The organism is Curtobacterium flaccumfaciens, from assembly GCF_004361695.1.
Taxonomy (GTDB): domain Bacteria; phylum Actinomycetota; class Actinomycetes; order Actinomycetales; family Microbacteriaceae; genus Curtobacterium; species Curtobacterium flaccumfaciens_B.
Genome location: NZ_SNVW01000002.1, coordinates 371,564 through 385,193 on the forward strand (window position 1 = coordinate 371,564; position 13,630 = coordinate 385,193).

Below are 13,630 nucleotides of genomic sequence, written 5' to 3' on the forward strand. Positions count from 1 at the left end.
CTTCTTCATGTTCTCCCCGATCCTCTGTGAGCAACCGTTCTGAGCAAGCTGCTCCGCTTCGGGCGACCCTAGCGATGTACCCGGTCGAAATACAAGTTCATCATCTGTAAAAAAAAATGTTGCCGCTGGACGGCGATCTGTGACTACGATCGGCTGCGGCCTCCATGAATAGGACGTCGCCCGAGAGAAACGAGGGGTTCGTGCAACAGATCAGGATGCGGCGTTTGGCCTATCCGATGGTCGGCGGGTTGGTGCTCGCGGCCGGCATCGTCGGTGCCGCGGCGATTGCGCCCGACCATCGGGCGGAAGCTGACTCCGCTGGTGCCACATTGAAAGCCACAGAAGCGAGAGCGATCCTCACCGAATTCGCCAGCAAGCAGACCGCTGCGGACCAACTTCCACCCTTCCTGAGGGAGGGTGAGCAGGCGCTCGATGGACTCGACTTCACGAGCAGCAGGTTCCTTGGCGCAACGGATGGAACGCGGGCGTGGACTGCCCTGAACTCGAACGCCGAAGTGTGTCTGGTCACCCTCCTCGCGGGGAGTGAGCAGTGGGCAAGCTCGACCTGCGCCACCCCAGCTGACTTTGCGGCACACGGCATCGGCTTGCAGTCTGCGACATCGGATGAGTCCGCCCGCCTGTACTTCGTGCCGGAAGGCTACGGTGCGGACGCTGACGCCGGGCTGGAGGAGGTTGCGCCGCAGCTACTCGAAGGTGACCCGACCGAGAGCCAAGAAGCTCCGGTCGAACTTCCGCAAGAGGACGACTCGGCGCGTGACCAGCGTGCAAAATCGACGCAATCGCGAGCCACGCTGGAACTCCTGCCGTTCGACTCGATCACGGAGCTCCAGGAGTGAGGGGAATCAATCCGCACCGTGCTTCAGTGACGCCGCAACGCTTCGCACTATCGGCCGCGGCGATCCTCCTCGCACTCGGCGCTGTCTTGGGCAGCCCCTCGCACGCGATGGCTGCGTCGTCCTCGATATGGAACGGTAACTCGCAGAAGGGCACCTGGGTGAGCGCCGGGACACCGTACAGCTCCAAGGTCAACGCGTGGGGATTGACTGTCTTCGTCACTCGTGTAGGAGTTCGGGTCAACGGTTACGTCAGCAACGGATCAGGCGGGTCCATCATCGTGTCGTATGCAAAGAAGAAAAATCCGAGCATCGCGTGCCGATGGGACCAGGGATCGACGCAGGTTCAACCGATCAAATGCGTGAACAGCTGGTGAGTACTGTCCAACAAGCCTGACGGGGCGACCTAGTTCAGTCGCCCCGTCAGACAAGCGCCCGGGTCGTGCGCTAGAGCTCGACCGTCCCGTGGTCGCCGGTGTCCGGCCGGCTCTGCTTGCCGAGCGCGGCCTTGAGGGTCTGCACGAGGCTCCCCACCGGGCCGGTGTCCTGCGTCCAGTACTCGACCGAGACGCCCTCGACGGTCAGCAGTCGGATCGTCGGGTCCTCGCGGCCGTCGGGGAACCAGGCCTCTGCGAACGGTGACCACAGCTCGTCGATCACCGTGTCGTCCTGCGTCACCGTGGCGGTGCCGGCGATGGACAGGTAGCCGCCCTGCGACTCGATGGCCACGTTGACGTGCGGGTTCCGGGCGATGTCCTCGACCTTCTCGCTGCCGTCCTGCACGAGGAAGCGGAGCGTGCCGTGGAACGTCTTGTCCTGCACGGCGAGGGGCCGTGCGTGCAGCTGGCCGTCCTCGCTGACGGTCGTCAGCAGGGCCGTGTGGGCTCCGTGGACGATGTCCGAGATGGCTGCGCGCTGGTCTGCCTCTGTGTCGGTCATGGTGCTCCTCTCGCGTCGTGCGCCCTGTTGTGCCCGACGTGCGGCCGGGTCTCCCCGGGGCGCGTTCCGTTCCCGCCAGTGTGCCCCTCGATGCTGGGCGCGTCCGGGTCGGCGCCGTTCGGGTGGGCGTCGGTCGGCGTCGGTCGGTGTCGGTCGGTGTCGTTCAGTGCCGTTCGGTGTCGTTCAGTGAGCAGAAGACGTCGGGTGCGCGCGGGCGACCCGACGTTTTCTGCTCAGTCGACGGGCGGACGGGCGCGGGCGCGGGCGGACGGGCGCGGGCGCGGGCGGACGGGCGCGGACGGGCGCGGACGGGCGCGGACGGGCGCGCGGACGGACGGCTCGCCGGCGGACCGGCGCGCCCGGGTCAGGCGGGTTCGCGGATGGTCGTCTCGACGTCGACGACCTGCGGGACCCGCGGCATCGAGGCGAAGCCGAACGCCACGGGCGGGTCGAGCGGCGCCAGGGACCCCAGCGGCTCCCCCGCCCAGGTCCCGCGCACGCCGGTGACGTCGTGCGCCCCGGTCACGCCGTAGTACTCGCGGCGGCCGTTCCCCGCCGAGCCGGCGGTGCCGGATCCGGGAGCGACGAGCCGGGCGATCGGGTCGATCGCGGCGAGCCACCGCGGGTCGCGGGCGATCGGCTTCGGGACCACGCGCAGCACCCGGCCGAGCGGTGAGATCGTGCCGACGTCGACCGACACCTGCAGCGCGCCGGCGTCGAGCTCCAGGCCACGGGCCGTCCGTCGAGCCCGCACGTCGACCACGGACACGGTGTCGAACCGGTAGGTGCCGGAGACGTAGGCGGCGACGATCTCGTCCGGCGCGAGCAGCACGCTGGTGCCGTCGGGCAGCTCGAGGAACACGTCGGTGAACGCCCCGAAGGGCGAGCGGTCCCACATCCCGACGACGATCCGGACGCCCGACGTGGTGCCGACGCCCATGATCCGGCCGCGGAACCGGCGCTCGACGGGAGGGATGCTGGGACGTGACGGCATGCCGTGGACCGTACCCGGCGCGCCCGTGAGGCGGACCGACGGAGCCGACCCGCGCCTCCCGGCCGACAGGTGCGCCAAAGCGACAGATCGCCGCGAACGTTCCGCGGCGATCTGTCGCTTTCGCGGGTGGGCCCGCCGGGATGACTGCCTACGGGACGGGGACGGGCTCGGCGAGCAGCTCGCGCACGCGCGGCGCGACCCGGGTGCCGTAGAGCTCGATGGACCGCATCATGTCCTCGTGCGGGAGGCGACCGGTCGCGTACCGCATGTCGAACCGCGAGGCCCCGAGGATCCGCATGTTCCGGGCGATCTTCCGCGCGACGGTCTCGGGCGACCCGACGTAGAGCGACCCGCCGGCCGACAGGCCCGCACGGTAGCCGGCGACGTCGAGGGGCGGCCAGCCGCGCTCCCGGCCGAGCTGGTCGGTGACGGCCTTGTGGTACGGCCAGTAGCGCTCGGCGGCCTCGTCGTCGGTCGCGGCGATGAAGCCGGGCGAGTGCATGGCGATCGGCTGCTGCGGCAGCTCGAGCTGCGTGAGCGCCTGGCGGTAGAGGCGGGAGAACGGGGCGAACTGGGCGGGCTGGCCGCCGATGATCGCGAGGAACAGGGGCAGCCCGTACGACGCCGCTCGGATGACCGACTGGGGCGAGCCGCCGACGCCGATCCACGTCGGGATGGGGCCGTGCTCGAGCTTCGGGAAGACGTCCTGGTCGGTGAGCGAGGCGCGCTTCGTGCCGGACCAGGTGACCGCGTCGCCGCCGCGGAGGGACGCCCAGAGCTGCAGCTTCTCCTCGAACAGGACCTCGTAGTCGGACAGCTCGTAGCCGAACAGGGGGAACGACTCGGTGAAGGACCCGCGGCCGAGGATGACCTCGGCGCGGCCGTTCGACAGCGCGTCGACGGTGGCGAAGCGCTCGTAGACGCGGACCGGGTCGTCCGAGGACAGCACCGTGACGGCGGAGCCCATCCGGATGCGCGAGGTGCGGGCGGCGATCGCGGCGAGGACGACCTCGGGTGCGCTCACGACGAAGTCGGCGCGGTGGTGCTCGCCGACGCCGATGAAGTCGACGCCAACCTGGTCGGCGAGGACGGCCTGGTCGACGACGTCGCGGATGCTCTGCGCGTCGGACTGCAGGCTGCCGTCGGCGAGTTCGGTGACGTCGCCGAAGGTGTCGAGGCCGAGCTGCACGGGGCCGATCCGCTCGGGTGCGGGCGGCGGCACGTCCGAGGGGCGGTCGGTGCCGAATGCGTTGCTCATGCTGCTCTCCCAGATCAATGCGTTTGCATAAAGATAGCACGACCGACGCGGCGCGGCCAGGGCCCGCGTGTACGGTCGCCCGCATGCCGCAGATCCCCGACCAGACCGGACGCCGCGTCGTCGTCACCGGAGCCAACAGCGGGACCGGGAAGGAGACCGCGACCCGGCTCGCCGCCGCGGGCGCCTCCGTCGTGCTCGCCGTCCGCACCATCGCGAAGGGCGAGGAGGCCGCCGCCGGCATCCGCGCCGCCCACCCCGGTGCCGACGTCGAGGTGCGAGAGCTCGACCTCGCCGACCTCGCGAGCGTCCGCCGCTTCGCCGCCGGGGTGCTCGCCGACGACCGCTCCCTCGACGTCCTCGTCAACAACGCCGGCGTGATGGCACCGCCGAAGCGCTTCGAGACCGTGGACGGCTTCGAGCTGCAGTTCGGCACGAACTTCCTCGGCCCGTTCGCCCTCACCAACCTGCTGCTGCCGGCGCTCCTCCGGTCGCCGGACGCCCGCGTCGCGACGATGTCGAGCATCGCCGCGGTCCCCGGCCGGATCCGGTTCGACGACCTGCAGTGGGAGCACGGCTACAACGGCTGGCGTGCGTACGCGCAGTCGAAGCTCGCCGACCTGCTCCTCGCGCTGCACCTGCACCGACTGACGGTCGAGTTCGACTGGCCGGTGATGAGCACCGCGGCGCACCCCGGGTACACGCGGACGAACCTGCAGTCGGCCGGACGCTCGCTCGGGAAGGCCAAGCAGGCCAAGCCGAGCAACCGGGCACTGCCGTTCACGCAGGCGGTCGAGCAGGGCTCCGAGCCGCTGCTGTACGCCGCCGTGGGGCCGGCAGCGGTGGGTGGCGCCTACTACGGCCCGTCCGGCGCGTTCGGGCTGACCGGCCCGACGACGGTCGCGTCGATCCCGCGGTCCGCGCGGAGCGCCGACCTCGCCCGCTCGCTGTGGGCGGTCGCCGAGGACCTGACCGGGACGCGTCCGCCGGTCTGACCCGCGGGAGCGCGCCGGGTCCAGCGGTCGCGCCTGGTCGACCGGGTCAGCCCGGTCCAGCGGTCCTGCCTGGTCCGCCGGGTCCGCCTGGTCCGCCGGGTCCGCCGGTTCGGCCTGGAGGCGCGGCGCACCCCCGCCGGCCCGGCCGTCAGAACCGCACGTGGTCGCGCTCGAAGGCCGCGGTCACCGCCGCCAGGACGGCGCGCTGCCCCCGGGCGGTCGGGTGCACGTCGTCCGACTGCATCCAGTCGGCGTGCCCGCGGAGCGGCTGCCCGATGTCGACGTAGGTGCCGCCGTCCTCGTCGATCGCGGTCCGGAGCGCCGCGGACACCGCCCCGAGCTGCGCGGGTGGGGCGTCCTCGTTCCAGATCGCACTGAGCCCGACGACCCGCGCACGCGGCAGCAGCCGGTGGACGTCGGCGACGAGCTGCTCGGTGGCGCCGTCGACCTCGTCCTCGTCCTGCCCGAGGTCGTTCGAACTGGCCTGCACGAGCACGACCGCCGGCCGGAGCGCGACCGCCCTCTGGACGAGCCCCTCGTACGCGCTCGCGCACGAGTCGGGGTCGCCCTCGGTGAGCACGCCCGCGCCGTCGCACGACAGGTTCGTCAGCTGCCACCGCTCGGTCCGGGCGAGGACCGCCGGCCACGCCTGCTCGGCGGGGAGTCCGTGCCCGCCGCTGATCGAGTCGCCGATCACGACGACCCGCGCACCGGGAGCGGCGTTCCACGGTCGGCCGCTGGCGGTGCTCGCCCGGCTCGTGGTGGCGGTGCCGTCCGCCGACGCGGAGCTCTCGGCGCAGGCTCCGAGCCCGAGCGACACGGCGAGCGCCAGAGCGGTCGCCGCAGCTGCACGGGCACTGCTGACCAGGTGGGGGGAGGTCACGACGGGGACGGTACGCCGCGTCTCGATGGACGGACCGCGGTCCTGCTGAGGTCTGGCTCAGGAGTGGTGCAGCTCGACCGATCCGTCCAGGCGTCCGGGTTGGGTGAGCCGCGCGTGCTGCAGCACCGTGCGCGACGGGCCGACCGCTGCGGCGACGATCGAGAGCGTCGCGACGTGCCCCTCGTGCTCGTGCGCGTCGCGGAGGATCGCGTCGGGGTCGTCCGCCGGCAGCGCGGCCGACTCGGCGAGGAGCCCGAACCACCCGCTCCACCCGTCGCCCGCGTCGCCGCCGGCGTCCACGGCGCGGAGTTCGTCGAACGGGCCGAGCTCCGGCGGGCCGACCGGGGCGTCGACCGCTCGGAACGCCTCGAGCCAGCGGCCGATGCGCGGTGCGGCGGGGTCGTCGGCCTCGCCGTGCGTCACCATGTGCACGCCCGGGTCGAGGACGGTGGTGCGGACCTCCGCGCCGTCCCACGTGACGACCTCGGCGCCGTCGGCGGTGGCACGCACGAGGTTGAACGCCCGCGTGGTCGGCACCGTGCCGTCGTGCCCCGGCAGCACCCCGTCGACGGCGTCGAGCGGGACGACCCCGCGCGTGGTCCAGGTGCTGTCCGCGCTCGCGACCGGCTCGGCACGGTTGAGGACCACCGCGAGCCCGGCGTCGTCCGAGGCGGCGAGCCAGGCGCCACCCGCCGAACGGTCGCGGACGCCGCGGACCGACGGGTCGCGCTCCGGCCACCAGGCGGCCGGCGGGTCCCACGGGCGCTCCGGCGACTCGTCGCGCAGGGCGAGCATCGTGACGGGCCACTCGGAACCGGGATCGACGCGGACGACGACGGTGCACATGGGATCGATCCTCGCACGGTGCCCCGGGTAGCGTGACCGGCGTGAACGCAGCAGCAGAGCGCCGTCTGACCGTCGTCGTCGGGATCACCGGGGGCATCGCCGCCTACAAGGCCGTGGGGGTCGTCCGCGACCTCGTCACGCGCGGCCACGACGTGCACGTCGTACCGACCGAGGGCGCGCTCCGCTTCGTCGGCCTGCCGACCCTCGAGGCGCTCAGCCGGAACCCGGTCACCACGACCGTGTTCGAGGACGTCGCCGAGGTGCGACACGTCTCCCTCGGGCGCCGGGCGGACCTGGTCGTCATCGCCCCCGCCACCGCCGACTCGCTCGCCCGGATGGCGGCGGGCCTGGCCGGCGACCTGCTCGGCACGACCCTGCTCGCGACAGAGGCCCCGGTCGTCGTCGCCCCCGCCATGCACCCGCAGATGTGGGAGCACCCCGCGACGACGGCGAACGTCGCCACGCTGCGGCAGCGCGGCGTCCGCTTCGTCGGCCCGGTGGTCGGGGCGCTGACGGGCGACGACGCCGGGATCGGCCGGATGGCGGAGCCCGAGGACATCGTCGCCGCGGCGCTCGCCGTGCTGGACCACGCGCCGACCGCCGGCCGGGCGGGCGTGACCGCACCGCGGGCCGACGGCGAGCGGTCCGCCGGGGCCGAGCCGCGCCTCCAGGCCGGCACCACCGACATCGCCGGCACGGGCGCGCGCGGCGAACAGGGCGACCTCGCCGGTGTCCGCGTCGTCGTCAGCGCCGGCGGGACCCGGGAGCCGTTCGACCCCGTCCGCTTCGTCGGCAACCGGTCGAGCGGCCGCCAGGGCGTCGCCATCGCCGCCGACGCCGCCCGACGCGGTGCGAGCGTCACGGTCGTCGCCGCGAACGTCGAGTCGTCGCTCACCGCCGGGCTCGACGCCACCGTCGTGCCGGTCGGCTCCGCCCTCGAACTCGCCGACGCCGTGCACGCCGCCGCGGCCGACGCCGACGTCGTCGTGATGACCGCCGCGGTCGCGGACTACCGACCGGCGGAGGTCCGGGCCGAGAAGCTCAAGAAGGAGTCCCAGGGCGACACCATGACGCTCGAGCTCGTGCGGAACCCGGACGTCCTCGCCGACCTCGTCGCCGCACGCCGGACGGGGCAGATCATCGTGGGCTTCGCCGCCGAGACCGAACCCGACCGGGCCGCACGCATCGAGCTCGGCCGCGCCAAGATCGCCCGGAAGCCGGCGGACCTGCTCGTGGTGAACCACGTCGGCTGGTCGGCGGGGTTCGAGCGCGAGGAGAACGCCATCGAGGTCCTCGTGCCCGGCGGCGAGGTCGTCCGCGAGACCTCGGGCAGCAAGGCCGAGGTGGCGACGGCGGTCCTCGACCTCGTGGCGACCGCACTGACCTGAGCTGCCGGCCCGAGCAGCCGGCCGAGCCGCCGACCTGAGCGGTCTCCGTGCGTGCGCGGTGCGCGCCGGGCACGATGGGGGCATGCGACGACGCGAGCGTGCACGACGCGCCACCCGGACCGCCACCCTCCTCGCCGTGGTGCTCGGCGGGGCAGGTGTGACCCACTTCCTCCGCCCGCGGGGCTACGACCGGATCGTCCCGGACGCCCTGCCCCCGCGGATCACCACCCTCGCCTCGGGCGCCGCTGAGCTCGGGATCGCCGCCGGGCTGCTGGTCCCGGCAACCCGTCGTGCGGCCGGGTGGGCCGCTGCCGCGCTCTTCCTCGCCGTGTTCCCCGCGAACGTCAAGATGGCGAACGACCTGCTCGACAGCCCGCGGTCCACCCGCGGGATGCGGCTCGGCTCCGTCCTCCGCCTGCCGCTGCAGGCACCCCTCGTCGCCTGGGCCGTGCGCGTCGGTCGGCACGCGCCGAAGCGGTGACCGGGGCGACGCGGGACCGCGCCGCGGTGCCGCTGCTGCACCGCCCGGTGACCGTGCACGCCTGGGAGGACATCGTCTTCGCGCACTGGCGGCACGACCCGGCGTCGCTCGCCGCGCTCGTCCCGCCCGGTACCCGCCCCGACGTGATCGACGGCAGCGCCTGGGCGGGGTTGTCGGCGTACGTGTTCCGCGAGACCCGGGTCCCGCCGTTCCCGCCGTCCGGCCGGCTCGGTTCGATGACCGAGGTCACGATCGAGGTCCTCACCGTCGACGACCGCGGTCGACGCGGCGTCGCCTACCGCACGGTCGACACCGCGAACGTGCCGGCGATCGTCGCCGCGCACGCGCTGCTCGGGGTCCCGTACACGTTCGCGCACGCACGAGCGCGCCGCCGCGGCGACACGATCGCGCACCACTCGGTCCGGCACCCCGCCCGGGCAGGCGCGCTCCACCCGGTCCGGTGGGTGCGAACACGGACTGGAGGCGCGGTGCCGCCCCGCCACGACGCCTCGGTCCGGGTGGTGGCCGGCGCCGTCGTCGACACCCCGCTGGCCGCCGAGCTCACGACACGACAGGGCATCCACGCCCGCCTGCTCGCGCAGACGCTGTTCTGGCAGCGGCAGCACCCGCCGCTGACGGTCCGGTCGGCGCAGCTCGAACGCCTGGACGGCGACCTGCCGGACGCCGTCGGGATGCCCGGGCTGTTCGACCGCGATCCGGACTCGCTGCTCGTGGTGGACGGCACGACGGTCCGGTACGCGTGGGGGGACGTGGTCCGGTGACCGACGATCCGCACCACCTCGACCGCTTCGTCCAGGCGCAGGAGGGCGTCCACGACCGGGCCCTCGACGAGCTCCGCGCCGGCCGGAAGACCTCGCACTGGATGTGGTTCGTGTTCCCGCAGCTCGCCGGGCTGGGTCGGAGTGCGACCGCGCAGCGCTACTCCCTCGACGGAACGGCCGAGGCCCGGGCGTACCTCGACCACCCGGTGCTCGGCCCGCGGCTGCTCGACGCGACCGCCGTCGTGGCCGCCGCTCCGGCGCGTTCGGCGGACGACCTGCTCGGCGGAATCGACGCGCTGAAGCTGCGGTCCTCGATGACCCTGTTCGCGCACGCTTCGGCCGACGCGGCGCCCTTCCGCGCCGTGCTCGACCGCTGGTACGGCGGCACCGAGGACCCGGTCACGGTGCGCCTGCTGCACCTCGACGACTGACACGCCTCGATCCGATCCGGACGCCGTTCGTATATCAGGTACGGTGAACCATGCGTCCGCACCGACCGGTCGGCCGCGCACCCCGTTGCCCGTCAACCCCGACTCCGGAGGAACCCGCATGCCGGTCCCCAGCAGCGCACCGACCGAGCACCAGCTGCTCCGCGACACCGTTCGCGAGAAGATCCACGACGCGATCATGGACGGCACGCTGGAACCGGGCGAACGGCTCAACGACGACGAACTCATCGCCTGGCTCGGCGTCTCCCGCACCCCCATCCGCGAAGCCCTCAGCCAGCTCGCCCGCGCCGGACTCATCGAGATGGCGCCGAACCGGTACACCCGGGTGACCACCCCGAACCCGACCGAGGTCGTCGAGGCGATGCAGACGCTCGGCGTGCTGTTCGGCGGCGTGGTGCGCCTGGCCGTCCCGCGGCTCGGCGCCGCGTCGAAGAAGAAGATCCTGGCGCAGCTCGACACCGCCATCGCGGACTTCGAGGCGCACGACGTCGCGGCCGTGAACCGCGACGCGCTCGGCGTCTTCGCCCTGTACGTCGCGGAGTGCGGCAACGAGAACCTGCAGCGGGTCTGCCGCGACACCATGGACGGCCTGGCGTTCCGTCTCCGCCTGCCGAACCTCGACGAGCTCGTCGACTGGGACCGGATGACGGCGGACTTCCGTCGGCTGCGCGCGGCCACCGAGCAGGGCGACAACGTCGCCGCCGAGCTCGCGACCGAGGCCATCCACCTGCTCCCCGGGGAAAAGCGCTGACACCATCTGAACAGGTGCACAGGAAGCCGCCCGTCTCGCCCACGCGAGGCGGGCGGTCTGCGTTCCCCGCGCCTCCCGGCCGTCCCCGACCGAGCGCGCCGGGCACGCGCAGTCACGCGCTGACGGAAGCCGGTAGCATCGCTCCGACCACCTGTCGGACGACCCGGAGCACCGCATGAGCCACCGCCAGCCGGACCGCACCGAGATCGCCGCGCGCCTCGCCGCCGCCGTCGGCCGGATCAACCGCCGGGCCCGCACCGATTCGGCCGCACTCGGGTACGGCATCGTGTCCGCGCTCGCGACGATCCAGAGTGAGGGCCCCCTGCGCCCCGGCGACCTGTCGCGGATCGAGGTCGTCACGAAGCCGACGATGACCCGCATCCTGACCGAGCTCGAGCAGCGCGGGTTCATCGAGCGCGAGGCCGACCCGCGCGACGGACGGGCGTTCATGGTGACCGCGACACCCGAGGGCATCGCCGCCGTCGAACGCGCCCGAGCCGACCGCACCGGCATCGTCGCCGAGCTCATCGCCGAACTGCCCGACCACGACGTCGACGCCATCGCCGCCGCACTCGAAGCCCTCGAGCGCGTGGCCCAGGGCGAGCGGCACGATCGCTCCCAGGAAGCGCACAGCGCGCCGGCCTGATCCCGCCGTTACCGAACCGTTACCGACGGGTGGACGGACGGTTCTGCCAGCCTCCCTGGACGCGCCGTCCAGGCTCGCGAGTCATCGTGTCGGCTTCGCCCATCGGCGGCCACCCCACGGCTGCCGGCCGGCGGACGGACGGGCCCCACACCACCGTCCGGTCCTCCCCCGGCTCGCGAGCTCTCGACGACGGACGTCCCCACGTCACGGACACCTGCGCGCTCCCCCACCCCCGCGCGCAGCGTCGACAGCCACGCACCACGAGCCGGCCGACCACCGGAATCGATGACAGGACACAGCACCACCGACCTCCCCACCACCACTGCCTCGACCCGACGTGAGGCCCTGAACACCCGCGACCGGCGCCTCCGCCGGGCGCTCCGCCGCCCCACCACGTTCATCGTGGGCGGCGCCGCGGTCCTCGCCGTCGCCGGCGGCATCGCGACCGTCGGGACGCAGCCCGCGATCGGCGAGGCACTCGGCATGCCGACCGCGAGCGCCTCGGCCACTCCGGCCCTCGACGGCACCGCACTCGACCGGGCACAGGCCGCCGCGACCATCTCCACGGCGCAGACGGTCATCTCGACCGCGAACGAAAAGACCGACACCACCGCGCTCGAGCGCCGCATCGACGCACTCGACGACTACCGGAAGCTCTCCGGCGCGGCACTGACCTCGCGGATCTCCTCGACGGTCGACGCCAGCACCGAGGTCGCGAACGCCAGCGCCACCCAGGACAAGCGGGACGCCGACGCGAAGGCCGCAGCCGAGGCGGCAGCGCAGAAGGCAGCAGCCGAGCGGGCCGCCGCAGCCGAGGCCGCGCGGAAGCAGGCAGCCGCGAACACCCCGGCGGGGGCGAAGGCCACGGCCAGCTCGCTCGCCGCGTCGAAGTACGGCTGGGGTTCCGACCAGTTCCAGTGCCTCGACAACCTCTGGACCAAGGAGTCCGGCTGGAACTACCAGGCCGTCAACGCGAACGGCGGCGCGACCGGCATCCCGCAGGCGCTCCCCGGCTCGAAGATGGGCACGATCGCGGCGGACTGGCGCACCAACGCCACCACGCAGATCACGTGGGGGCTGCAGTACATCAGCCAGTCGTACGGCACGCCGTGCGCTGCGTGGGCGCACTCGCAGGCGTCGAACTTCTACTGAGCACGTGACGTCAACGGCCTCGGGATCGCTCCCGGGGCCGTTCGTCGTGTAGGCATGCCGGGTGACCACCATCGGACTCCGCCGCATGGCGCCCCGGGACCCCACCGAGGGACACCGTGCCGCCAGCCCCCTCGAGCTCCTCTTCGACCTGGTCTTCGTCGTCGCCGTGGGGTTCGCCGCGTCGAACCTGCACGAGATCGAGGCCGAGGGGCACGTCACCTCCGCCGTGATCGCCTACGCCTTCGTCTTCTTCGCGATCTGGTGGGCGTGGATCAACTTCACCTGGTTCGCGACCTCGTTCGACACCGACGACTGGCTCTACCGGGTCATGACCGTCGTGCAGATGGCGGGCGTGCTCGTCCTCGCCGCCGGCGTGCACGCCGTGATGGTCGACGGCTCCACGCTCGTCGTCGTCATCGGGTACGTCGTGATGCGCCTGGCCCTGGTCGGCCAGTGGCTGCGGGTCGCGGTCTCGTCGCCGGAGTACCGGCGGACGGCGCTCCGCTACGCCGCGGGGATCATCGTGGTGCAGGTGCTCTGGGTGCTCGCCGTGCTGCTGCCCTGGGACGTCGAGCGGTTCGTCATCCCGGTGCTCATCCTCCTCGAGGTCCTCGTGCCGCCGTTCGCGGAGGCCGGCGCCCACACCACTCCGTGGCACACCCGGCACATCGCCGAGCGCTACTCCCTCTTCACGCTCATCGTCCTCGGTGAGGGGCTCGTCGCGTCGGCGAACGCGGTCATCGACGGCATCGCGCACGCCGACCACCTGGCGTCGCTCCTCGTGCTCGCCGCGTGCGGTCTCGTCATCGTCGTCGGCATGTGGTGGATCTACTTCTCGCGGGAGCAGCACGCCCACATCCGGTCGCTGCCCACCGCCCTCGTGTTCGGCTACGGCCACTACCTCGTGTTCGCCGCCGCCGGGGCGTTGCCCGCGGGCATCGAGGTCGCCGTCAGCGCCGACGCGGGCGAGGCCGAGCTGTCCCACGCCTCCGTCGCCGGCACGATCGCGGTGCCCGTCGCGCTGTTCGTGCTCGCGATCTGGTGGCTCGCGCTCCGCCCGTCGCTGACGACCGGGTGGAACGTCGTGGTCGTGCTGCTCGCGCTGGCGGTGCTCGCGAGCATCGCCGTGCCCGCGGTGTCGCTCGTCGCGACGGCGGTGCTGGTCGTGGCGATCGTGGTCGTGCTGGAGGTGGCGGACCGGCGGGGGTGAGCCCG

General features: G+C 72.9%; 16 protein-coding genes. 11 read left to right on the top strand and 5 right to left on the bottom strand.

Annotated elements, in window-relative coordinates; all coding sequences use genetic code 11:
- Positions 1 to 200: 200 nt before the first annotated feature.
- Positions 201 to 857, top strand: a complete 657-nt coding sequence (locus EDF64_RS04440) for a hypothetical protein (RefSeq protein WP_133518853.1) — start codon at positions 201 to 203, stop codon at positions 855 to 857.
- A 26-nt stretch (positions 858 to 883) separates the two neighbouring features.
- Complete coding sequence (locus tag EDF64_RS04445; protein WP_133518854.1) at positions 884 to 1,231, top strand: hypothetical protein; 348 nt, start codon at positions 884 to 886, stop codon at positions 1,229 to 1,231.
- 70 nt (positions 1,232 to 1,301) lie between these two features.
- Here EDF64_RS04445 and EDF64_RS04450 read toward each other — a convergent pair whose 3' ends face one another.
- The 3 genes from EDF64_RS04450 to EDF64_RS04460 all read right to left on the bottom strand — a co-directional run bounded on the left by EDF64_RS04450 (position 1,302) and on the right by EDF64_RS04460 (position 4,045).
- Positions 1,302 to 1,793 (bottom strand): pyridoxamine 5'-phosphate oxidase family protein, encoded by a 492-nt coding sequence (locus tag EDF64_RS04450; RefSeq protein ID WP_133518855.1) that lies wholly within the window; start codon positions 1,791 to 1,793, stop codon positions 1,302 to 1,304.
- 364 nt (positions 1,794 to 2,157) lie between these two features.
- Entirely contained in the window at positions 2,158 to 2,787 is a 630-nt protein-coding gene (locus tag EDF64_RS04455; protein ID WP_133518856.1) for a hypothetical protein, read from the bottom strand.
- A 148-nt stretch (positions 2,788 to 2,935) separates the two neighbouring features.
- Positions 2,936 to 4,045 carry an LLM class flavin-dependent oxidoreductase gene (locus EDF64_RS04460; protein ID WP_243736245.1) on the bottom strand — a complete coding sequence of 370 codons (1,110 nt, stop codon included), beginning with the start codon at positions 4,043 to 4,045 and terminating at the stop codon, positions 2,936 to 2,938.
- Between the two features lie 83 nt (positions 4,046 to 4,128).
- On the opposite strand from EDF64_RS04460, the gene EDF64_RS04465 reads away from it, so the two are divergent.
- Positions 4,129 to 5,037, top strand: a complete 909-nt coding sequence (locus EDF64_RS04465; RefSeq protein ID WP_133518857.1) for an SDR family oxidoreductase — start codon at positions 4,129 to 4,131, stop codon at positions 5,035 to 5,037.
- A 148-nt stretch (positions 5,038 to 5,185) separates the two neighbouring features.
- On the opposite strand, the gene EDF64_RS04475 is transcribed toward EDF64_RS04465, so the two are convergent.
- A complete protein-coding gene (locus EDF64_RS04475; RefSeq protein ID WP_166645595.1) occupies positions 5,186 to 5,920 on the bottom strand; it encodes an SGNH/GDSL hydrolase family protein in 735 nt (244 codons plus the stop codon).
- A 57-nt stretch (positions 5,921 to 5,977) separates the two neighbouring features.
- Positions 5,978 to 6,766 carry an NRDE family protein gene (locus EDF64_RS04480; protein WP_133518859.1) on the bottom strand — a complete coding sequence of 263 codons (789 nt, stop codon included), beginning with the start codon at positions 6,764 to 6,766 and terminating at the stop codon, positions 5,978 to 5,980.
- Positions 6,767 to 6,831: 65 nt separating this feature from the next.
- On the opposite strand from EDF64_RS04480, the gene EDF64_RS04485 reads away from it, so the two are divergent.
- The 8 genes from EDF64_RS04485 to EDF64_RS04520 all read left to right on the top strand — a co-directional run bounded on the left by EDF64_RS04485 (position 6,832) and on the right by EDF64_RS04520 (position 13,625).
- Positions 6,832 to 8,154: a bifunctional phosphopantothenoylcysteine decarboxylase/phosphopantothenate synthase gene (locus EDF64_RS04485; protein ID WP_133518951.1), complete on the top strand. Its 1,323-nt coding sequence runs from the start codon at positions 6,832 to 6,834 to the stop codon at positions 8,152 to 8,154.
- Between the two features lie 82 nt (positions 8,155 to 8,236).
- Complete coding sequence (locus tag EDF64_RS04490) at positions 8,237 to 8,635, top strand: DoxX family protein (protein ID WP_133518860.1); 399 nt, start codon at positions 8,237 to 8,239, stop codon at positions 8,633 to 8,635.
- The gene (locus EDF64_RS04495) at positions 8,632 to 9,417 is read left to right on the top strand and encodes a YqjF family protein (RefSeq protein ID WP_166645596.1); all 786 of its coding nucleotides are present in this window, start codon (positions 8,632 to 8,634) and stop codon (positions 9,415 to 9,417) included. The genes EDF64_RS04490 and EDF64_RS04495 overlap by 4 nt, the downstream gene beginning before the upstream one ends.
- Positions 9,414 to 9,848, top strand: coding sequence for a DUF1810 domain-containing protein (locus EDF64_RS04500; protein ID WP_133518862.1), 435 nt, complete (start codon positions 9,414 to 9,416; stop codon positions 9,846 to 9,848). The genes EDF64_RS04495 and EDF64_RS04500 overlap by 4 nt, the downstream gene beginning before the upstream one ends.
- Before the next feature lie 118 nt (positions 9,849 to 9,966).
- Complete coding sequence (locus tag EDF64_RS04505) at positions 9,967 to 10,617, top strand: GntR family transcriptional regulator (RefSeq protein ID WP_133518863.1); 651 nt, start codon at positions 9,967 to 9,969, stop codon at positions 10,615 to 10,617.
- Positions 10,618 to 10,792: 175 nt separating this feature from the next.
- The gene (locus EDF64_RS04510; RefSeq protein WP_133518864.1) at positions 10,793 to 11,263 is read left to right on the top strand and encodes a MarR family winged helix-turn-helix transcriptional regulator; all 471 of its coding nucleotides are present in this window, start codon (positions 10,793 to 10,795) and stop codon (positions 11,261 to 11,263) included.
- 285 nt (positions 11,264 to 11,548) lie between these two features.
- Positions 11,549 to 12,415 (top strand): hypothetical protein, encoded by an 867-nt coding sequence (locus EDF64_RS04515; RefSeq protein ID WP_133518865.1) that lies wholly within the window; start codon positions 11,549 to 11,551, stop codon positions 12,413 to 12,415.
- Between the two features lie 61 nt (positions 12,416 to 12,476).
- Complete coding sequence (locus tag EDF64_RS04520) at positions 12,477 to 13,625, top strand: low temperature requirement protein A (RefSeq protein ID WP_243736246.1); 1,149 nt, start codon at positions 12,477 to 12,479, stop codon at positions 13,623 to 13,625.
- The last annotated feature ends 5 nt before the right edge of the window (positions 13,626 to 13,630 follow it).

Excerpts from the sequence above, each read along its gene's own strand:
- EDF64_RS04450 (WP_133518855.1), bottom strand. The coding sequence starts at position 1,793 with ATGACCGACACAGAGGCAGACCAGCGCGCAGCCATCTCGGACATCGTC.
- EDF64_RS04455 (WP_133518856.1), bottom strand. The coding sequence starts at position 2,787 with ATGCCGTCACGTCCCAGCATCCCTCCCGTCGAGCGCCGGTTCCGCGGC.
- EDF64_RS04460 (WP_243736245.1), bottom strand. The coding sequence starts at position 4,045 with ATGAGCAACGCATTCGGCACCGACCGCCCCTCGGACGTGCCGCCGCCC.
- EDF64_RS04465 (WP_133518857.1), top strand. The coding sequence starts at position 4,129 with ATGCCGCAGATCCCCGACCAGACCGGACGCCGCGTCGTCGTCACCGGA.
- EDF64_RS04480 (WP_133518859.1), bottom strand. The coding sequence starts at position 6,766 with ATGTGCACCGTCGTCGTCCGCGTCGATCCCGGTTCCGAGTGGCCCGTC.
- EDF64_RS04490 (WP_133518860.1), top strand. The coding sequence starts at position 8,237 with ATGCGACGACGCGAGCGTGCACGACGCGCCACCCGGACCGCCACCCTC.
- EDF64_RS04505 (WP_133518863.1), top strand. The coding sequence starts at position 9,967 with ATGCCGGTCCCCAGCAGCGCACCGACCGAGCACCAGCTGCTCCGCGAC.
- EDF64_RS04510 (WP_133518864.1), top strand. The coding sequence starts at position 10,793 with ATGAGCCACCGCCAGCCGGACCGCACCGAGATCGCCGCGCGCCTCGCC.
- EDF64_RS04515 (WP_133518865.1), top strand. The coding sequence starts at position 11,549 with ATGACAGGACACAGCACCACCGACCTCCCCACCACCACTGCCTCGACC.